The organism is Dyella sp., assembly GCF_036746095.1.
Classification (GTDB): domain Bacteria; phylum Pseudomonadota; class Gammaproteobacteria; order Xanthomonadales; family Rhodanobacteraceae; genus Dyella_B.
Window position 1 is genome coordinate 42,826 of the sequence record NZ_DAIOEU010000023.1, and the last position, 20,352, is coordinate 63,177.

Below are 20,352 nucleotides of genomic sequence, written 5' to 3' on the forward strand. Positions count from 1 at the left end.
GGGGCCATTCTGCCAAACTAAGCTGAACGATACGGACACAGGACTATGCCGTACCCGCCGCACGATGCGATGACTGCTGCAGACGTTGAACCCTACCTGCTCGTGGCCGACGACGATGCGCCCACGCGCTGCTTTCTCGGCGATGCCTTTCGCCAGTTCGGCGCGCGCGTCGTGTTCGCGGCGTCGGGCAGCGAAGCGGTGGCACTGGCGCGCAATGAGACATTCGATCTGCTGGTGCTCGATTGCCGGATGCCCGGTGGCGGTGCGGTCGATATCCTGAATCGGCTGCGCAACGATCCGCAGGCGAACTCAGGCTGTCGACCCGCCGTCGCCAGCAGCGCAGAGCTGGATACCCAGGCGCAGCAGGCACTGCTTGCAACCGGCTTTCACGCCGTATTGCTCAAGCCCTGCACCTTGGCGGACTTGCGCGGCGTGCTGGGGCTGGCCGCCGTGGGGCTGCGCAGCGTGCCGGTGCTGGATGATGGCCAGGCACTCCATACCAGTGGCACGCCGGCGGTCGTGCAGGCCTTGCGCGGTTTGCTGCGGCAGGAGTTGCTGACGATCAACCAGGAGCTGGATGAGCTGGCTTCCGATCCGAAAGACCTGGAAGCGCGCCTGCATAAATTGCGCTCGTCGTGTGGATTCTGTGGCGCGACGTCGCTGTCCGAACACATTGTGTCGTTGCAGCAGCATCTGAAACTGGATCATCGGGGCGCGATGCTGCCGCTGGTGGATTTCCGGCGCTCGATGCAGGAGACGATTGAAGCGCTGCCGCTCGCCTGAGTTATCAGGCCATCATCGACGCGTCAGTGCGCCGCGCAAGACACGCCATGCGCGCAGCTCGACGCCGCCAAGGTGGAAGCGAATCAGCTCGCGCATCATGCCGCGCAAGGCATGCAAGCCTTGTGCGTCGGGCATGCGATCGTCGTGCAAAGCCAGCAGATCGCTGCCACGCACGGCATAAGGCTCGTTGGGCCGGCAATGCACGGCACCCTGTTCGGCCCGATACGCGTACAGCGCTTCGGGCTGCAGCGGCTCACCGGTGTCCGCTTCGACATCCAGCTGCATGGCATAGCCCAACGTGCCGAGCAAATCGCGTTCGAAACGTCGCAAATGCCACGCCAACGAGGTGCCTTCGGCGATGCGCGCAAGCGTTTGTGCGTAAGCGTCAAAGAGCTGCGGATGCGGGTCTTGCCGCTCGGTCAACCGCACCACCAGCTCATTGAGGTACAGGCCCGCAAGACTGGCATCGCCGATGAGGCGAAACGGCGCGGCGGACACTTCGGCGCCACGCAAGCTGGCAAGCTCACCCCGCATGTGCAGGTTGAGCACCAACGGCTGGAACGGCTCCAGCTGCGAGCGCTGCAGACGTCCACGCTGACTGCGCACGCCGCGCGCGACCACGCCAAGACGGCCTTGCTCACGCGTGAGGCATTCGATCAACAGTGACGTTTCGCGATAAGGGCGCGAGTGCAAGACGTACGCGGGCTGTTGCTCGATGAGCATGGCCGATGGGATCAATCGTTGTACCCGAACTGCTTCAGCATCGATTCGTCATCGGCCCAGCCTTCGCGCACCTTCACCCACAACCGCAGGAACACCTTGCGATCGAACATGCGCTCCATATGGCGGCGCGCGCCCGTGCCGATGGCCTTGAGCTGTTCGCCGCCCTGTCCGATGACGATGGCTTTCTGGCCTTCGCGTTCGACCCAGATCACCGCGTGGATTTCCGCGACGCCATCTTCCCGATCGTTGAACTGCTCGATCTCCACGGTGGTGGCGTACGGCAGCTCCTGGCTGAGGCGTAGCATCAATTGCTCGCGGACCATTTCCGCCGCAAGGAAGCGTTCGCTGCGATCCGTGACTTCGTCCTCGCCGAACATCGGCGCACGCACCGGTAGGCGCGTGAGGATGTCCTGGCTGAGCACGTCCAGTCCCTTGCGCTTGAGCGCACTGACGTAATGCACCGCGTCGAAATGACGCTTGGCGGTGAGCTCGGCCACGAAGGGCAAGAGCGTACCTTTGTCCTTGCTGAGATCGACTTTGTTGATGGCAAGGAGGCGCGGGATGTTCTGTTCGCCCAGCGCCTCGTAAAGGGCTTCGTCCTCGTCCGTCCAGCGACCAGCCTCGATCACCTGCACGGCCACTTCCACTTCGCTCAATGCGGAATGCACGGCGCGGTTGAGGCTGCGGTTCATCGCCCGCTTGGCGCCACGATGCAGGCCGGGCGTATCGACGTAGAGAATCTGCCCGGCGTCGCTGGTGGCGATGCCGAGGATGCGGTGGCGAGTGGTCTGCGGACGCGGACTGACGATAGACAGGCGAAAACCGATCAAGGCATTGAGCAGGGTCGACTTGCCGACATTGGGCCGGCCGGCCAACGCTACGAAGCCGCAGCGGAAATCAGGGCGCGGCAGCTGGTTTTCGGCGGTGTCGTCGCGTTCGTCGGTCATGGTGCGCGGTACTCAGAGGAATGGGTGTAAGCATGGCGCCACGCGCTCGCGAACGCCACCGGCGTGGCGCCGTGGCCATGCGCAAAGATTATGGGATGGCCATGTGGGGCGGATTACTGGCTTTCCTGTTCGCCAGCCAGGCGGTTCAGCACCACTTCCGCGGCATCCTGTTCGGCCAGTCGACGGCTGCTGCCGCGCCCGGCCTCCTTCACGGTCATCGGCTGCGAGACGATGCAATGGACTTCGAAGGTGCGCGCATGCTCTTCGCCCTCGGTCGCCACCAGTTCGTATTGCGGCAGCGGCCAGCCTTGTGCCTGCAGCCACTCTTGCAGCCGGGTCTTGGCATCCTTGGACGCGTGCGGCAATGCGGCAATGCGATCGGCGAACAGGGTTCGCACCGTGCTCCGGCAGGCGTCGAAGCCGCCATCCAGGTAGATCGCGGCGACCAGGGCTTCGAAGGCGTCGGCAAGGATGGAGTCGCGCCTGTAGCCGCCACTCTTCAGCTCGCCCGAGCCCAGCTTGAGCTGGTCACCCAACTCAAGCTCACGCGCCACCACCGCCAGCGCCTGTCCGTTCACCAATTGCGCGCGCAGTCGCGACATGTCGCCTTCGGCGGCCTTGGGATGCGTCTCGTACAGCATCTCGGCGATGATCGCCCCGAGCAGGGCGTCGCCGAGAAACTCCATGCGCTCGTTGTTGGGTTTGCCGGCGCTGCGGTGTGTCAGAGCAAGCGCGGCAAGCGACGGATCGCGAAAGTGATAAGGCAATTCCACTGTTTATTGGGGTGGAGCGACATTGCCCGCCACGGGCACGCTCTTGCTGAAGTGGATCAGGAAATCGATGTTGTACATGAACGGGATTTGCTTGTCGTAGCTGACGCGCAGTTCGTTGCCGCTCGCACCCTGGCCGAAAGTGATGTCGCTGGGATGGATGGTGGCATCGTCCACGTATTGGAAGCCCAGTTTGAACATCAGGTCGCGGCGGACTTGGTCGAGCGTTTTCCCGTCCACGCCTTCGGTGCCGATTTGATTCATGGCCTTCACCACGCCCGCGTATTCGGTATAGGCCGGCACCAGCTTCATCGCCATGTAAGCGAAAAAGCCGGCCACCGCCAGCACCACGATAAAGCCGATGAGCGTGATGCCTGTCTGTTTCGATTTCATAGTCCCCTCGCTATGCCGCAAGCGCGGCCCCCTGTTCCGGACAAATAACCCATCCCACTACTTTGCCGCGTCTGTGCGGGTATCGCCAGCGACATGTTCACGGTTCCGCGAGCGGGTTGGCACGATCAGTGAATGATCTTACCAATGCGGTGGAAGTCCACGGCACCGGTGCCCCAGCCCTTCCAGCTGAACCAGATCATGAAGGCTTTGCCGACCAGGTTTTGTTCCGGCAGGCAACCCCACCAGCGGCTGTCTTCGCTGTTCTCGCGGTCGTCGCCCATCACGATATAGCAGTTCGGCGGCACCACAGCCGGTACGCGCGCATTGGGGATCGGCGGCGTGGGGCCGCGCGCGGGCATGCGTGCAATGAGGTGATTGACCGGGCCTAGCTGCTCGCTCCAGACCGAGGCGTTGTAATACAGCAGCTCGTTGTCCTCGGGACGGGCGGGATTGCCCTTGAACGGGCCGATTTCGGTATCCACCACCGGTTTGCCGTTGATCACGATCTGGCTGTCGTGCACTTCGAGCGTATCGCCGGGCAGGCCGATCACGCGCTTGATCCAGTTCTGGCTGGGCACCGGCGCATGCGCATCGGCGCAGGTGATGTCACCGCTGCGCACGGTCTTGCCGCTGTCGTCCTGGCAGATGTAACCGGGAAAACGGAAGACCACGACATCGCCACGCTTGGGCTCGCCAATGCTGACCACCTTGTTGTTGAAGGCCGGCAGGCGCAAACCAAACGCGAACTTGTTCACCAGGATGAAATCGCCCACATCGAGCGTGGGCATCATCGAGCCTGACGGAATGCGAAACGGTTCGGCCACGAAGGAGCGCAGCAACAGCACGACGAAGATCACCGGAAACAGCGAACGCGCCCAATCGACCGCTGCCGGATCGCGATACTCCTCGCCGGCCGCGACGAAACGCGCTTGACGCTTGCGGTAGAACAGCAAGCGATCGAGGCCCCAAACCACACCGAACAAAACGGTGAGGGCGAGCAAAATGGCCGAAAAATCAAAATCCATGCGTTGGCTCCGCTATTTGTCCACTTTGAGCACGGCGAGGAAGGCTTCCTGCGGAATCTCAACCCGGCCGACCTGCTTCATGCGCTTCTTGCCTTCTTTCTGCTTCTCCAGCAGTTTCTTTTTACGGCTGACGTCGCCGCCGTAGCATTTGGCAAGCACGTTTTTGCGCAGCGCTTTCACCGTGGAGCGCGCGATGATCTGTGCGCCGACCGCAGCCTGGATCGCCACGTCGAACTGCTGGCGCGGAATCAGATCCTTCATGCGCTCGACCAGGTCGCGCCCACGCCGGTCGGCATGGCTGCGATGCACGATCAAACTGAGTGCATCCACACGATCACCGTTGATGAGAACGTCAACGCGCACGAACGGGCCGGCGTCGAAACGCTCCATGTGGTAGTCCATGGACGCATAACCGCGCGACACCGACTTGAGCTTGTCGAAGAAATCCAGCACCACTTCAGCCAGCGGCAGCTCGTAATTGATCTGCACCTGCGTGGCGAGGTATTGGATGGAGCGCTGCACACCGCGCTTTTCTTCGCACAGCGTGATGATGTTGCCGATGTAGTCCGGTGGGGTAAGGATGTTCGCCACGATTATCGGTTCGCGAATTTCTTCGATCTGCGTGACCGGCGGCAGGCGTGCTGGATTGTCCAGCTGCATCACCGAACCGTCGCTCTTGAGGATTTCATACACCACGGTGGGTGCGGTGGTGATGAGGTCCAGATCGTATTCGCGTTCCAGGCGCTCCTGCACGATCTCCATGTGCAGCATGCCGAGGAAGCCGCAACGGAAGCCGAAGCCGAGCGCCACGGAGGACTCCGCCTCGAAGCGCAGGGCTGCGTCGTTGAGGCTGAGCTTGTCCAGCGCCTCGCGCAGCGCGGGGAAATCGTCGGCCGACACCGGGAACAACCCTGCGAACACACGCGGCTGCATGGTTTGGAAACCGGGCAACGGGTGTTGCGCCGGCTTGCTGGCCTGGGTCAAGGTATCGCCCACCGGTGCGCCGTGCACGTCCTTGATGGATGCCGTGATCCAGCCCACTTCGCCGGCGGAAAGTTTCGCGAGCTTTTTGCGCTTGGGCGTGAAGACGCCGACTTCGCTTACTTCGTGCGCACGGCCGGTGGACATCACCAGCAGCTTGTCGCCGGGCTTGATTTCACCCTGCATGATGCGCACCAGCGACACCACGCCGAGGTAGTTGTCGAACCAGGAATCGATGATGAGGGCCTGCAAGCGATCGGTATCGCGCGGCTTCGGTGGCGGAATGCGCGCCACGATGGCTTCGAGTACTTCCACCACGTTCTGGCCGGTCTTGGCGCTGACTGCTACAGCGTCGGTGGCATCGATGCCGATCACGGCCTCGATTTCACCCTTCACCTTGTCCGGATCGGCCGTGGGCAAATCGATTTTGTTGAGCACGGGCACTACTTCCAGCCCCTGTTCCACCGCCGTGTAGCAATTGGCGACCGACTGCGCCTCCACGCCCTGGGCTGCATCCACTACCAGCAAGGCACCTTCACAGGCGGCGAGCGAGCGGCTTACTTCATAAGAGAAATCGACGTGCCCGGGGGTATCGATGAAGTTGAGCTGATAGGTCCTGCCGTCCCGTGCCTTGTACGGCAGCGATACGGACTGTGCCTTGATGGTGATGCCGCGCTCGCGCTCGATCGGATTGCTATCCAGCACCTGGGCTTCCATCTCGCGATCGGCCAGGCCCCCGCAAATCTGAATGATGCGGTCGGCAAGCGTCGACTTGCCGTGATCGATGTGGGCGATGATGGAGAAATTGCGGATCAGTTCCATGGGCACGCTGTCAGCTTCACCGCCTCGCGCGATGCGTAGGCAGGCTATCACCGGAATGGCGATATTAGCCGCGCATTATCGCATGGATTGAGAACGAGGGCCCACGCCGGGCTGGGGCCGCCCCAGCGCAAGCCTCGCATAAGAAAGGCCCGCCTTGCGGCGGGCCTTTGTACGGCGGTTATTCGTCTTTGCCGCTTGGAACGGTGAGTGCGATGAAGTTGTTCGAGTCGCCACGCCGCACCAGCAACAGGACCGTGTCACCTGGCTTCACGTCTGCCGTGGCAGCGCGGAAGGCCTCCACGCTACCCACCTTCTTCTGGTTCACCATCAGAATCACGTCGCCCTGCTGCAGACCGGCCTGCGCAGCCACGGGGCCGGTGACATTCGCAACGGCCACGCCCTCGCCCGCTTTCAGGCCGAGCTGGCTGCGCGTGGAAGCGTCCACGTTCTCCACGCTGAGGCCCAGGGCATTCGCACCGCTGCCAGGCGCTGCCTTGCCCATGGCGGAAAGAGCATTCTGGTCGCGCGGCATGGTGCCGATAGTGGCGTCGATGGTCTTTTCTTTGCCGTCACGCAGAATGGTGATCGGTACCGATGCACCCGGCTTGGTCATGGCGACCATCGGTGGCAGGTCCGCGCCCTGCACCACATCGTGGCCGTTGTACGCAAGAATGATGTCGCCCGATTGCAAACCGGCTTTCTGCGCAGCGCTGTTCGGCTCCACGCTGACTACGATCGCACCCTTGGCGGTATCGAGCTTCAGTGCCTTGACCATGTCCTCGTCGACTGGCTTGATCTGCACGCCCAGCATGCCGCGCGTGACGTAGCCCTTGGTCTTCAGCTGATCGACCGCGTTCATCGCCAGGTCGATCGGTATCGAGAACGCAATGCCCTGATAGCCGCCGGTATCCGAATAGATCTGCGAATTGATACCCACGACCTGCCCCTGCAAATTGAACAGCGGACCACCGGAATTGCCGCGGTTGATCGGCACGTCAGTCTGGATGAAGGAGGTACTGGGCTGATCGCCAGCGCCGAGGTTTCGTCCCACGGCGCTCACAATGCCTTGCGTAACGGTGTAATCAAAACCGAACGGCGAACCAATCGCCAGGACCCACTGACCGGGCTTGAGCAAGCGCGAATCGCCAATGGTCACCGTGGGCAAGGGGCTGCTGGCGCTCACCTTCAACAAGGCGATGTCATAGGTGGGATCAGTACCCACCACCTTGGCGGTCAACGTGCGGCGATCCTGCAGGCGCACGGTTACCACATCGGCGTGGTCGACCACATGGTTGTTGGTAAGGATGTAACCGTCACTGGAAATAATGAAGCCCGAACCCAGCGAGGTGTGCGCCTGTTCCTCCGGCGACGGCATGATAGGCATGCCGAAGAATCGACGGAAGATTTCCGCCTGACCTGGGTCCATGCCTTGCAGCGGCATACCGCCGGCGCTCTTTGGGCGACGGCTGGAATACTTGGCCTCCACATGCACCACGGCGGGCGCGTTCTTCTGGACGATACCGGTGAAATCCGGCAAACCGGCGGTTGCCGGCGCAGCCTGCGCCCATGCCGCAGAACCGGGCATGACAATACCCGCACCCAGGGCGCAACCGAGCAGGCCACAGAGAAGACGGCGACTGACGAGACGGGGGTTACTCATGACTCCTCCTCAGATTTCGGACAACCCCTCTCACGCTCCAGGGCTCGCCAAGTGGAACGAGAAAGGGGGAACAACAAAGAAAGGGAAAGCCTTGTGGCTGACCTGTTGGGAAGCTGGCGGGTAAAAAACGCGCACCGCTTCCCAGGTACTGCTTAGCGGACGCCGTGCACTGTGGCGGCACGCGACTGCGGCGTATCGATCAACAGCAGATAACTGCCATCCTGATTGTTGAGCGCCTTGTAGCCTTGCATCGAATCCTGCATGGGATAAGACGCGCCGCGATAGCTTTGAAACAGCGGATTGTCAGACGGATCGCCCAACGTGGCGGAAGCACGCTGGCTCAACATCGAAGCGGAATAAGGGCTCAACGACGGCGGCACGGCGGCCAATACATCATTGCTGGCGTGGGTTACCGGCGAGGCGGCATTGACCGCAGCAAGCGATGCATCAGCTCGCACCCCCTGCGATGTCACGCCATTGGTAGCAACGCGACTGGGACGTTCGGAATCAGGGGCGGTAGGCTGCGACACCATCAGGGCCGCCACGGCGACACCGGCCGCAATGGCTCCGCCCAAGGACAACCGCAACCAGTCCCGCTTGGACGACTTGCTGGCTGCTTGTTCGCTCTCGATGGCAATCATCACGCGTGAAGCAAAACCCGGGCTAGCCAAGGGCGGCAGCGGGCGGCGCAGACTTTCGCCGGCAACGTGATAACGCGTCCACGCCTGTACCAGCGAAGCGTCGTGGTCGAGCCGGCGCAACAAGAAGCGCAGCTCTTCCGTGGACAATTCGCCGTCCATCGCCGCAGAAAGATTTTCCATGTTGGCTTCACTCATGACATCTAATCCTCGCGGTCTGAAAGCAGCGGCCGCAACTTTTCGTCGATCGCCTCGCGTGCCCGGAAGATGCGTGAACGCACGGTTCCAATCGGGCAACCCATGGCTTCGGCAATCTCTTCATAGCTGAGGCCTTCCACTTCACGCAGGGTAATGGCTGTCCGCAGCTCCTCGGGCAAGGCTTGGACAGTGGCAAATACGGTTTGTTCAATTTCCTGGCGCATTAATTCGCGTTCGGGGGTGGCACCCTCCTGCATGCGGTCGGCACCAGGCACGTATACCGCATCTTCGATCGCGATGTCGTCTGCGGGTGGCCGGCGCCCCATCGCCACCAGGTGGTTCTTGGCCGTGTTGACGGCAATTTTGTACATCCAAGTATAGAAAGCGCTGTCGCCGCGGAAGGAACCAATGGCCCGCCAGGCGCGGACAAAGGCTTCCTGGGCCACGTCCTCGCACTCGGCGGCATTGTGCACGTAGCGTGAGATGAGGCCGATGACCTTGTTCTGATATTTGCGCACCAACAGGTCGAAAGCGCGCCTGTCTCCGTTTTGTACACGCTCTACCAGCGCACTATCGAGTTCGTTGTCGCCCATCCGGGCCGTCTCCTTCGTCACTGGACCATACGGGCGGTATTCCCACGGGATGGGTGAGCTGCTCAGACCTGTTTTGCGCTCGCAAGTTCAGCGATGCGAAGACCGCTCCCCGCCGCCATTCTAAGATGGGGCCGCGCCGGTGTCGCGCAAGCAGAAACCGGGATTTCAGGCAGAGACGGCCGAAAGGGTCTGTCCGGACAACAGGCGCTCGCGCTCGCCCAGCAGGCGCTCGAAACTGGTATGCGGCAGAGGCCGGCAGAACAGATAGCCCTGCAGCTCGTCGCAGTGATTGGCGCGCAGGAACTGCAGATGCTGCTCGATTTCCACGCCCTCGGCCACCACGCCGCGCTTCAGGCGATGGGCCATTTCGATGGTGGCGCGTACGATCGCCTCATCGTCCGGGTCCACGCCGATATTACGCACGAAGCTTTGGTCGATCTTGATCCGGTCGGCCGGAAGCTTGCGCAGATAGTCCAGCGACGCGGCACCGGTACCGAAATCGTCGATGGCGATATGGCAACCGAGCTTGTGCAGCTTCTGCATGTTTTCCATCAAGTTGGGTGCGGCCTTGATACTGATGCTCTCGGTGACTTCCAGTTCGAGCAGGCCCGGATCAAGGCCGCTCTCTTCCAATACCGACGCCACCACCTCGGAGAGATCCGGCTGCATGAGCTGCACGGCGGAAAGATTCACGCCTAGCCGCAGGCGCAAGCCGAAGCGGTCATCCCAAGCCTTGGCCTGTTTGCAGGCAGTGCGCAGCACCCACTCGCCAATCGAAACGATCAGCCCGGTTTCTTCGGCCAGCGGAATGAAGAAGCCCGGACCGATGTTGCCCAACTCCGGGTGCTCCCAGCGCAGCAGCGCTTCCATGCCGACGATGTCTTCCGTTTCCGCGCTGATCTGCGGCTGATAGAACACGCGCAATTCACCATTGCCTTCGGCATGGCGCAGGCGGGCTTTCAGCGCCGCGTTCTGTTGCTCTTGCGCGGGGCTTACATCGTAGACACGGTAGTTGTTGCGGCCCAGGCTCTTGGCGGCATACATCGCCTCGTCCGCATGCTTGAGCAGCGTCTCGGCATCGAGCGCATCTTCGGGGAAGTAGCTGATCCCGATGGATGCAGTGACCTGCAGCTCCGGGCCATCTTCCAGATGCAGCGGCGCTTCCATCAGCTGCACGATTTTGTCCGCCACACGCAGCACATCATCGGTTTTCACGATATGGCGCAGCACGATGATGAATTCATCGCCCGCATAGCGCGCCACGGTATCAGAGGCACGCACGCTGCTGCGCAGCCGCTGCGTTACCGCAACCAGCACTTGATCGCCTACCGCGTGGCCAAGCGTGTCGTTGATGAATTTGAAGCGATCGAGATCCACGAACAGCACCGCGAACGTTTCGCCGGTGCGGTTGGCTTCGCGAATGATGGTGTCGAGGCGGTCGTTGAACAGCAGGCGATTGGGCAAGCCCGTGAGTGCATCCAGCAAGCCTTCTGCACGCCCCTGCTCGCGCGTGCGGCGCAGTTCGAGCATGTGCGCAAAATGCGCGGCCGCGCAATGCAGCACCGGCTCCACGATGCCCGGCTCACTGAAGGGGTAGCGACTGCCGGCCAGCAAGGCGCCCAGCACGCTGCTCCGTTCGTCAAGCAACGGCAAGCCGACAAATCCGCGCAAACCCAGCAGGCTGATCAAGGGATCGACCTCGGCCAGCCGCCGCGCGTCCTGTGGATGCATCAACGTACGACCGCCAAGCACCAGGCGCAGCGAACTTTGCAACTGCGGGCCCGGCCAGATCTGCTCCTCGCCGCGCCAGCGCTGAACGATCTGCGCCGGTACGCTGCTTTCTTCCGGACGGGCGGACCACACTGCCAAGTAATCCAGATCCATTTCATCCAGCAGCAGGCGCGCGGTTTCCGGCAAGCTCGCATCGTCATGCCCACAGGCGAACAACCGGCCAAGCACTGCCAAGGCCGCAACCGGCCGCAACCCGGCACTCGCGCTACGAAAAGCCAGCGCGACCGTGTCCCGGCCCTGATGCTTTATCCGCCGCACGCTGGCTTCGCCCACGTCATGCCCGCGGATCGATTTGCGCCGGCAGGCGAGCCAGGATCGATCCGCATCGAACAGCGCCTTTTCCAGGCTGACCGTTTCAAAGATCAGCACCTCCGACAGCGTCATGCCGGTCAGCAAGCTGTTGGCCAGGCCGCTATGCCTGATGTAAGCGGGATTGGCTTCTACCACGCGCTCGGCGGTCGGGTCGATGATCAGCCAATCGCCTTCGCTCTCTTCAAAAACGAAGCGATAGTCGCCGGTGGCGGAGGGCAGCGCAAAAGAAGGTGCGCAAGAGGTAGCTGGAACCGGCTCCGGCGAAGGCGTGGGCTTGCCGCTGAGCAGTTGCTGCCAGCGGGCAATCAGTTCTGTACCGATCTGCGAGGCGTACAGCCATCCACCAATCACTGGCGGCAAGTGGGTAGGTTTGATCGTGGCGTCGTCGACCAATACCGCAATCATCGGCGCAGTCGCGCACGGAGGCAGCAAGCGCAGCTGCTCGCAAAGCGTGCTGCTGGCACGCCCGTCGCCATCGAACACCACCACGATCAATGCCAGCGGCTCGCGTCCCTCCAGCAGGATGGCCGCGTGAGTGGTGTCGCGTGCGGAATGAATGGTGGGATGCCCTTCGCGATCGAGCACGTCGAACAGCTCGCGGCGAAGATCGCGCTGCGAGGCAACCAGCAGGATGCCCGCTTTAAAAGTCGGCCCGTTCATAGCAGCCATCGACCGTCACGCAGCCGCGGGCGCTGGATCACATCTGCCGCGCTGCCCAAGCGCACCGCAACGTCATCGATGCTTGACACCAATGTTTGCGGCGCATCAAGCAGGACGACCCGGCGCACGTGCCCTGCCGGTGCACGTGCCAGTTGCCGCAGCAAGCTGCTATCTGCCGGCAGCAACGGCAAGGGAAAGGGAGAAAGCAGGTAGACGCCAAAGTGGATGCTTTGCTGGATATAACGCAAGGCATTGCCCAGACGCAGGGAACCGGGAATAACCGCATGCGCCTCGCGCAGGTTTTCCATGCCGGTTTCAGGCCGCCACAGGTAAACCGACTGCCCATTGAGGCGGGTCAAGGCGCGAAACTGTTCGATCAGTGCCTTGCTCTCGATGTGTTCAAGCACGACCAACCCACCGGGTGCCGTCAGGATGCGCTCGTAAATGTCGCTGCCGGCAAGCGGCGCGGGAGCCATCAGAGAAGTCATACCGCCCAGGGAGAAGTTGTCGCATGTCGTACGTTACGCAGTCGTACGCGAAGCGCAATAGCCGGAGCGCAGAGGCGTGATCCACCCGGCATACCCTGGCGGGAATCCCCCAATACCCGCCCGCATGGTACGTCTCGCAATCATCGCTGCGGGACGGTATGGTGAAGGTCTCCCGGCCATTCCCAACCGTGCCCCATGTTCGAAGGACTGCGCTTCAATCACTGGAAAACGAGCCTGGATGACAGCGGCATCGTTACCCTTACGCTGGACCGCGCCCATAGCAGCGTCAACGCAATTTCTCGCGACGTCCAGGACGAACTGGGGCAGATCGTGGAGCGGCTGGCGATCGAAAAACCTACCGGGGTCATCATTCACTCCGCCAAGGCGAACGGGTTCGCCGTTGGCGCGGACATCAAGGAATTTGTCGAGTACGCCAAGCAAGGCACAGTGCTGGAAAACATCGAGAACGGCCAGCGGGTGTTCGAAGCGCTGGCGCGCCTGGCCTGCCCCACGGTCGCCGCGGTGCATGGCGCTTGCATGGGCGGCGGGACCGAACTGATCCTTGCCTGCCGCCAGCGCATCGCTGCCGACGATGAGAAAACGCGGATCGGCCTGCCGGAAGTGATGCTCGGTATCCATCCCGGCTGGGGCGGCTCGGCCCGTCTGCCGCGACTGATCGGCGCACCGGAAGCGCTGCCCGTCATGCTGACCGGCAAGGCCCTCTCCGCCCGCAAAGCCCAAGGCCTGGGCATCGTCGATCGAGTGGCCAATCCTGATGAACTGATGGCCGAGGCCCGTGCCCTGCTCCGCCATCCCCATGTGCGCCCGTTCGCGCAGCGCACCACGGCATGGGTCACCAATACCTGGCTGGCACGCCAGGTCCTCGCCCCCATGGTGATCAAGCAGACGGCCGCCAAGGTACGCAAAGAACACTATCCAGCTCCCTTTGCCTTGATCGATGTCTGGAAGCGCGGCGGCAACAGTATTCAGCAGCGCCTGAAACTCGAAGCACGGTCGGTGGCCAAGCTGGCGGAAACCTCTACGGCACGCAACCTGATCCGCATCTTCTTCCTGCAGGAGCGCTTGAAAGGCCAAGGCAGCGGCATCGATGCCGGCATCCATCATGTGCACGTCGTGGGGGCAGGCGTGATGGGCGGCGATATCGCAGCCTGGGCGGCGTTTAAAGGTTTCGACGTGACCTTGCAGGACCGCGATATGAAGCTCATCCAGCCTGCATTGGATCGCGCCCGCGCGCTGTACGAAAAGAAACTGAAAACGCCGGAAAAAGTAGCAGAGACGCGCAAGCGTCTGCGCGCTGATGTGGAAGGCGTGGGTGTTGCGCAAGCGGACCTCGCCATTGAAGCCATCTTTGAAAATCCCGAGGCGAAAGAGGCGCTTTACAACATCGTGGAGCCGCCGTTGAACAACAGCAACGGCATCCTCGCCACCAATACGTCATCGATTCCGCTGGACGAATTGCGCAAAGGCCTGCAAGCGCCGCAGCGTTTCCTTGGCCTGCATTTTTTCAATCCGGTAGCACAAATGCCACTGGTGGAAGTCGTGCGCCATGATCGCCTCGATCCCGCCATCGAGAAACGCGCCATGGCATTCTGCAAAGCCTTGGGGAAGTTGCCGGTGGCGGTCAAAGGCACCCCGGGGTTTCTGGTGAACCGCATCCTGATGCCCTATCTGCTGGAGGCCTTGCGCTTATACAACGAAGGGGTCCCAGGGCCGGTACTTGACAAGGAAGCGAAAGCCTTTGGCATGCCAATGGGCCCGATCGAATTGGCCGATACGGTTGGCTTGGATGTCTGCGCCTCCGTCGGCAAGGAGCTGGCGCCATTCCTGGGCTTGGAACTTCCACCTGGCCTGGAAGAAAAACTCCAAGCCGGCAGGCGTGGCAAGAAGGATGGCCAGGGCTTGTACACCTGGCAGGAAGGCAAGCCGCAGAAGCCGGCAGTGGACCCGGGCTACACGCCGCCTCCGGATTTGCGCGAACGCATGATTCTCGCCATGGTGAACGAGGCGGTCGCGTGCCTGGGCGATGGCGTGGTGGACGATGCCGACCTGCTCGATGCCGGGGTGATCTTCGGCACCGGCTTTGCACCGTTCCGCGGTGGTCCGATCCAGTTCGTACGCGATGAAGGTCCCGAGAAGATCTGTCAGCAACTCGACACACTGTCGACGCGTTATGGCGAGCGTTTCGCGCCGAAGAACGGGTGGGATCATCCGGCATTGAAGTCGCAAGCAGCGTTTGAAGTGGGGGACATCGCCTGAGTGCGGCGGTTGGGCGCAAACCAACCTTGCAATAGGCGAATGGATGCGGGGTTTTCACCCTGGAGTATCCCCACGATTTTGCTCGGCGAAGGCCGGACGTACGATGCAACCCGTGATTTCCAAGGGAGCCTGCAAACGTGGGAATACCTCAGGATTTCCGCCCCGAACCCTGGCTTACCACATCAAATCATTCGGAATGCCGTCTTCGTCCACACCTGCGGCGGCCGGATCCACGAGCAAGGCGACCAGGTGTGGATCGATCTCGCGCACCTGCTCTGCCACTGCCTGCGCCACCAACAGATAACGACCCGCGTTCTGCACGAGGCCCAATTTGCCTGCATTGAGATCGGCAAGTTGAAGCGCATCGACATACACACGGCGAATTTTTCCGCCATATTCAAAGTGACGCACCTGATCGCCATCGGCCTTGTTCAACACTTGGCCTTCAAGCAACTTCTGCACTTTGGACTTGCGTTCGCGCTTCAGGCGCGCCTGCTCAGCAGCCTCCTGCTCGGCACGCTTGCGCTCCTCGGCTTCCGTATGGGCGCGAATGGCGTAGGCCTTGGCCAAGTCGATTTCCCCATCCTTCCGCCCCGGATTTGATTGGTGCGGTGACTTGGGATGCCGTGGCTTGCCCTTCGCAGGCGAAGTGTGGGGCTTCGGCGCTGGCTGTTGCTGGCGCCTTTCGTCCTTGAGCTGCTTGACGATGCCGCTCTTCAGGAGCTGATCTCGCAATGAATCGACCATGATCGAAATCCGGTGTTACGTGTTGCGTTGTTCAATAGTGTGGCGGCGGCGGTTCACTGTGCGGATCGGGTGACTGCCCGAGGCGCACGGTCTCCAGTTCGCCGCGCAGGTCGCGGACCAGCCGCTCCAGTGTCGCGATGCGCACGGACTGGTTGGCGTCCGCCGCCACCAGTGCCTGAACCGCATCATCGACAAAAGCGAGCCGGACTTCCAGCTCCGTAAGACGTTGCTCGGTTTGGCTCATGACGCGTTCGGTCGAGCCACGCTACGACCACGACCGATACCGTAGTATGCCAAGCCCGCTTCCTCCACCACGGCAGGCTCATACATATTGCGCCCGTCAAACACGACCGGCTCCTTGAGCATGGCGCGAATGCGGCCGAAATCAGGGCTTCGGAAGGCCTTCCACTCGGTAATGATGGCCAGCGCGTCGGCACCATCCAGGGTCTGGTACGCGTTATCGCATAGCACCAGGTCGCTACGTTCGCCATACAAGCGGCGTGCTTCGCTGCGCGCCTCCGGATCGAACGCGCGCACTTTGGCGCCCGCATCCCACAGCACTTCCATCAACTGGCGGCTGGAAGCCTCACGCATGTCGTCGGTATTGGGCTTGAAAGCCAATCCCCACAACGCGATCGTTCGTCCGCGCACGTTGCCTTCGAAATGGCGCTGGAGAAAATCGAAAAGCTTGACCTTCTGGTCACGATTGACGGCTTCAACCGCTTCGAGCAGGCGCGCGCTGTAGCCCACTGTGCGCGCCGTACGCTCCAGCGCCTGCACATCTTTCGGGAAGCACGAGCCGCCGTAGCCCGCGCCCGGATAGATGAAGTGATAGCCGATGCGCGGATCCGAACCGATCCCCTGGCGTACCAGTTCAATATCGGCACCTACGCGCTCGGCGATGTTCGCGATCTCATTCATGAAGCTGATCTTCGTGGCCAGCATGGCGTTGGCCGCGTACTTGGTGAGCTCGGCCGAGCGCACGTCCATCACCACGGTACGATCATGGCTACGATTGAAGGGCGCATATAGCTTGCGCAGCAGGCTGATGGCGCGCTCGCTCGACGTCCCGATCACGATGCGATCAGGACGGAGGCAATCTTCGACCGCATCGCCTTCTTTCAAAAATTCGGGATTAGACGCGACATCGAAATCGACCGCCGCACCACGCGCCGCAAGTTCGGCCGCTACCGCTTCGTGCACGCGATCGGCCGTGCCGACCGGCACGGTTGATTTGTTGACGATCACCGCATAGCGATCCAGGTTGCGCCCGATGGATCGCGCCACGTTCAGCACGTACTGAAGATCGGCACTGCCGTCTTCATCCGGAGGCGTTCCGACAGCGATGAAGATGATCTGCGCATGCGCAACCGCCATCGCCGCATCGGTAGTAAAAACAAGCTGCCCATTGGCATGATTGCGCCGCACGATCGGCTCAAGGCCAGGCTCGAAAATAGGTATCTCGCCGCGGCCAAGGCGAGCAACCTTGTTCTCATCGATATCTACACAAACGATATGGTTACCCATCTCGGCCAGGCAGGCCCCAGTAACCAGACCTACATAGCCGGTACCAAAAATGGTGACTTTCATCGCGTGGGATTAATGCCTTGTTGGGGGCGAAGATTTTAACAGTGTCAAAAGAAATGCCTATGTCAACGACACAGGCGCCAGCTTGAACCGATGCAAAACGAACGGGGCGCGAATCATCGCGCCCCGTCGTAGTGCATTGCATTGCAGCCGAGGCAATTACTTGCCAGCGCCAGCTTCGCCGCCTTCGTGCGCAGCGCTGGCCGGTGTCGGACCAGTGCTCACCAGGGTCACGTCGAAGATCAGCGTGGCATTCGGCGGGAACGGACGATTCGGTTCCGCCCCATACGCCAGATTCGGCGGGATAAAGAACTTGTAGTGGCCGCCCACCTGCATCAGCTGCAGACCTTCGCGGAAACCTGGGATCACGCGAGCCAGCGGAATCGCGGTCGGTCCCGGCGGATTGTTCTTTTCGGAGCTGTCGAACACTTCGCCGTTCACGAAGGTGCCCTTGTAGTTCACCTTCACCGTGTCGTTCGGGCCCGGACGGGCGCCGGTGCCCTGGGAAATCACTTGGTACTGCAAACCAGACGCCGTCGTTTTCACGCCTGCGGCGCTCTTGTTCTTGGCGAGGAAAGCTTCGCCTTCAGCCTTGTTCTTGGCCGACTGCGCATCAAATTCCTGCTTGCCCTTGGCTTCTGCCTGCGCAATGAAGCCCTTCCACACGGTGGACGCTTCGGTTTCGGACATGCTCGGCTTCTGCCCGCTGAGCGCGGCGGTGACTGCACGACCTACCGCTGCCGGGTCCACCAGTTCGCGCATCGGGGCCGGAATCTGGCCGGCCAACTGATAGCCCATGATTTCACTGGCTTTGGCCTTATCGACGGTACCGGTTGCTGCGGTGCTGGACGTCTGGGCCTGCGCGCCAGCGGCGGTCATGCCCAGCGCAACGGCCAGCGCGGCCGCCGTCAGCGTGGGTCGCAGAAAATGCTTCATTAGGAACTCCCTAGTCATGGATATGCCGGCGTGCCGCGCCGGACCTCCCCCCAAATGGAGGCTGGCCACGCATTGTGCTGTGTCCAGTCCGGTCTTGGCAACGACGATTCGCAGTTGACCGCCCTACCTTGGAAAAGTTCAGGCCTGCCATTGTGCGCAACACCTCATTCAGCTGGTTTCGTTAGGAGGAGATGAAGGCTTTTCCAGCGTTTCCCGCAATGCGGCCTGCAATCTCGCATGCACTTTGACCAGCCCGCGCCAAAGGATGATGGCGAAAATCACGCACACCGCAATCAGAGAAAGTGCTACGCCACGCGGCGGCAAAATCGTTGATCCCAATACGCCAACCAGCAAGGCCAGCACCAGCAACGTTGCCAGCGGAATGATTTTCGCAAGAACCTGTCGGATAGCTTGCGTATAGGCGCCGGCGAAACGCTCACGTATGCCTAATTCCGCAAGCAGCATTCCCAAGGCTTCCGCCTTGCGATACACCGCGATCAGCAATGGCAGCGATACAAACAACGCACATGCCCAGATCAGCGAGTGGCGCATGTCACGGCCCAAGCCCCAACGTTCGAACCAGGCGGCGTTATGCGCATTGACGTAGGCGCCAATGACGAACAGCGTCACGACAAGCGCGATGTTGACCGCGATATGCCAAAGCAGTCGACGAAACATGCGCGCAATGACTGCGTTCTCGTCGACGGGCCGCAAATTTTCAAGCCATCCGCTGTAGCTGGTAATCACTAGCCGCAGGGGACGGGGCACTACGTGTCTGCCGGCTTTCGCCAACAGCTCGGCAGAGCGCAGCAAATACGGTGACGCCACCATGCAGATCAAGGCTGCCGCTACCGCAGTGGGATAGATGAAATTGTCTACCGCGTGCAGCGTCAACCCAAGCGTGGCGATCACGAAGGAGAACTCGCCAATCTGCGCCATGCAAAGCCCTGCGCGCAGCGAGGTGCGCAGATCGTGGCCGATAAAAAACATGCCGGCGCTGCACACCACGCTTTTGCCGAGCATCACCGTGGCGGCGATTGCCACGGCAGGCAGGGCGTATTGCACGAGCAAGGCGGGATCGATCTTCAAGCCAATCGCAACAAAAAACAGCGCCGCAAACATGTCCCGCAACGGCTCGACCAGATGCACGACACGCGCCGCACTGCGTGCTTCGGCCACCACCGCACCGGCCAGAAAGGCGCCGAGCGCGACGCTGAAACCCAGCCACGCGGCAAGCAGGCTGGTACCGAAACAAATGCCGAGCACGCTCACCAGCAAGGTTTCGTCGCGATCGAAATGCGCCACGTAATCCACTAACCTCGGCACCAGCAACAATCCGACGATCATGCCGGCCACGACAAATAGGCCGAGATGCCCCACCACGGTGAACGCCGTTCCTGTCTCTACCGTCCCGCTGATGGCGATCGCGGTGAGCAAGGTAAGCAACACGATGGTGAGCATGTCTTCGGCCACCAGCATGCCGATCACCAAACGCGCGAACGGCCATTGGCGCAAGCCGGTTTCCTCCAGTGTGCGCATCGCCACCATGGTGGAGGACAGCGCCACGATAGCCCCGAGGAACAAGGCATTGCGGCCACTCCAACCAAACAGCAGGCTCAGCTGATAGCCCAGCCACAGCATGAAGCCCACTTCGATCACGGTAACCAGCAGGACACCTCCGCCCACCTGGCGCAGCTTGCGCACGCTGAATTCGAGCCCCAGCGTAAACATCAACAACACGACGCCAAGGTTGGAGATGTCGGCAATCGCGCGCGCATCGGCCACCAGCACGCCAGGCGTATGCGGGCCGATCACAATGCCCGCAAGGATGTAACCCGGCAGCACGGGCAATCGCAGCCGCTGGAACAAGATCGTCGTGGCACCGGCCACGAGCATCACCAGTGCGAGATCGCGAATGAAACCGATATCGTGCATGCGGCGCTCATGAAGATGTCTCAAGTACAGCTTAAGGCAACACTGAATAAGTATCGCCGTCGTCACCAGCCCTGTCTGTTCGCAGG

General features: G+C 61.6%; 18 protein-coding genes. 2 read left to right on the top strand and 16 right to left on the bottom strand.

Translation table 11 applies throughout. From position 1 onward, the window contains the following. The first annotated feature begins 45 nt into the window (after positions 1-45). Complete coding sequence (locus tag V7M64_RS11440; protein WP_333679273.1) at positions 46-783, top strand: response regulator; 738 nt, start codon at positions 46-48, stop codon at positions 781-783. A 12-nt stretch (positions 784-795) separates the two neighbouring features. On the opposite strand, the gene recO is transcribed toward V7M64_RS11440, so the two are convergent. The 11 genes from recO to V7M64_RS11495 form a co-directional block, all read right to left on the bottom strand. Further along, on the bottom strand, positions 796-1,506 hold the full coding sequence (gene recO, locus V7M64_RS11445; RefSeq protein ID WP_333679274.1) for a DNA repair protein RecO: 711 nt from the start codon (positions 1,504-1,506) through the stop codon (positions 796-798). A gap of 11 nt (positions 1,507-1,517) precedes the next feature. Then, entirely contained in the window at positions 1,518-2,453 is a 936-nt protein-coding gene (era, locus tag V7M64_RS11450; RefSeq protein ID WP_333679275.1) for a GTPase Era, read from the bottom strand. 113 nt (positions 2,454-2,566) lie between these two features. Continuing rightward, a complete protein-coding gene (rnc, locus tag V7M64_RS11455) occupies positions 2,567-3,226 on the bottom strand; it encodes a ribonuclease III (protein ID WP_333679276.1) in 660 nt (219 codons plus the stop codon). A 3-nt stretch (positions 3,227-3,229) separates the two neighbouring features. Continuing rightward, positions 3,230-3,616, bottom strand: coding sequence for a DUF4845 domain-containing protein (locus tag V7M64_RS11460; RefSeq protein ID WP_333679277.1), 387 nt, complete (start codon positions 3,614-3,616; stop codon positions 3,230-3,232). Between the two features lie 125 nt (positions 3,617-3,741). Next, positions 3,742-4,641, bottom strand: coding sequence for a signal peptidase I (gene lepB / locus V7M64_RS11465; protein WP_333679278.1), 900 nt, complete (start codon positions 4,639-4,641; stop codon positions 3,742-3,744). A gap of 12 nt (positions 4,642-4,653) precedes the next feature. Next, a complete protein-coding gene (gene lepA, locus V7M64_RS11470) occupies positions 4,654-6,444 on the bottom strand; it encodes a translation elongation factor 4 (protein ID WP_333679279.1) in 1,791 nt (596 codons plus the stop codon). Positions 6,445-6,622: 178 nt separating this feature from the next. Continuing rightward, positions 6,623-8,104 carry a DegQ family serine endoprotease gene (locus V7M64_RS11475; RefSeq protein WP_333679280.1) on the bottom strand — a complete coding sequence of 494 codons (1,482 nt, stop codon included), beginning with the start codon at positions 8,102-8,104 and terminating at the stop codon, positions 6,623-6,625. Between the two features lie 152 nt (positions 8,105-8,256). After that, positions 8,257-8,940, bottom strand: a complete 684-nt coding sequence (locus V7M64_RS11480) for an RseA family anti-sigma factor (protein WP_333679281.1) — start codon at positions 8,938-8,940, stop codon at positions 8,257-8,259. Positions 8,941-8,945: 5 nt separating this feature from the next. Next, positions 8,946-9,533 carry an RNA polymerase sigma factor RpoE gene (gene rpoE, locus V7M64_RS11485; protein WP_333679282.1) on the bottom strand — a complete coding sequence of 196 codons (588 nt, stop codon included), beginning with the start codon at positions 9,531-9,533 and terminating at the stop codon, positions 8,946-8,948. A 165-nt stretch (positions 9,534-9,698) separates the two neighbouring features. Beyond that, positions 9,699-12,296 carry an EAL domain-containing protein gene (locus V7M64_RS11490; protein ID WP_333679283.1) on the bottom strand — a complete coding sequence of 866 codons (2,598 nt, stop codon included), beginning with the start codon at positions 12,294-12,296 and terminating at the stop codon, positions 9,699-9,701. Beyond that, on the bottom strand, positions 12,293-12,772 hold the full coding sequence (locus V7M64_RS11495) for a hypothetical protein (RefSeq protein WP_333679284.1): 480 nt from the start codon (positions 12,770-12,772) through the stop codon (positions 12,293-12,295). The genes V7M64_RS11490 and V7M64_RS11495 overlap by 4 nt, the downstream gene beginning before the upstream one ends. Positions 12,773-12,979: 207 nt before the next feature. On the opposite strand from V7M64_RS11495, the gene V7M64_RS11500 reads away from it, so the two are divergent. Continuing rightward, positions 12,980-15,061 (top strand): 3-hydroxyacyl-CoA dehydrogenase NAD-binding domain-containing protein, encoded by a 2,082-nt coding sequence (locus V7M64_RS11500; RefSeq protein WP_333679285.1) that lies wholly within the window; start codon positions 12,980-12,982, stop codon positions 15,059-15,061. Between the two features lie 174 nt (positions 15,062-15,235). Here V7M64_RS11500 and V7M64_RS11505 read toward each other — a convergent pair whose 3' ends face one another. The 5 genes from V7M64_RS11505 to V7M64_RS11525 form a co-directional block, all read right to left on the bottom strand. Then, positions 15,236-15,808 (bottom strand): DUF2058 family protein, encoded by a 573-nt coding sequence (locus V7M64_RS11505; protein ID WP_333679286.1) that lies wholly within the window; start codon positions 15,806-15,808, stop codon positions 15,236-15,238. A gap of 31 nt (positions 15,809-15,839) precedes the next feature. Beyond that, positions 15,840-16,052: a SlyX family protein gene (locus V7M64_RS11510; RefSeq protein ID WP_333679287.1), complete on the bottom strand. Its 213-nt coding sequence runs from the start codon at positions 16,050-16,052 to the stop codon at positions 15,840-15,842. Continuing rightward, entirely contained in the window at positions 16,049-17,398 is a 1,350-nt protein-coding gene (locus V7M64_RS11515; RefSeq protein WP_333679288.1) for a UDP-glucose/GDP-mannose dehydrogenase family protein, read from the bottom strand. The genes V7M64_RS11510 and V7M64_RS11515 overlap by 4 nt, the downstream gene beginning before the upstream one ends. 156 nt (positions 17,399-17,554) lie before the next feature. Continuing rightward, on the bottom strand, positions 17,555-18,331 hold the full coding sequence (locus tag V7M64_RS11520) for an FKBP-type peptidyl-prolyl cis-trans isomerase (protein ID WP_333679289.1): 777 nt from the start codon (positions 18,329-18,331) through the stop codon (positions 17,555-17,557). 168 nt (positions 18,332-18,499) lie between these two features. After that, a complete protein-coding gene (locus V7M64_RS11525; protein ID WP_333679290.1) occupies positions 18,500-20,266 on the bottom strand; it encodes a cation:proton antiporter in 1,767 nt (588 codons plus the stop codon). Positions 20,267-20,352: the final 86 nt, after the last annotated feature.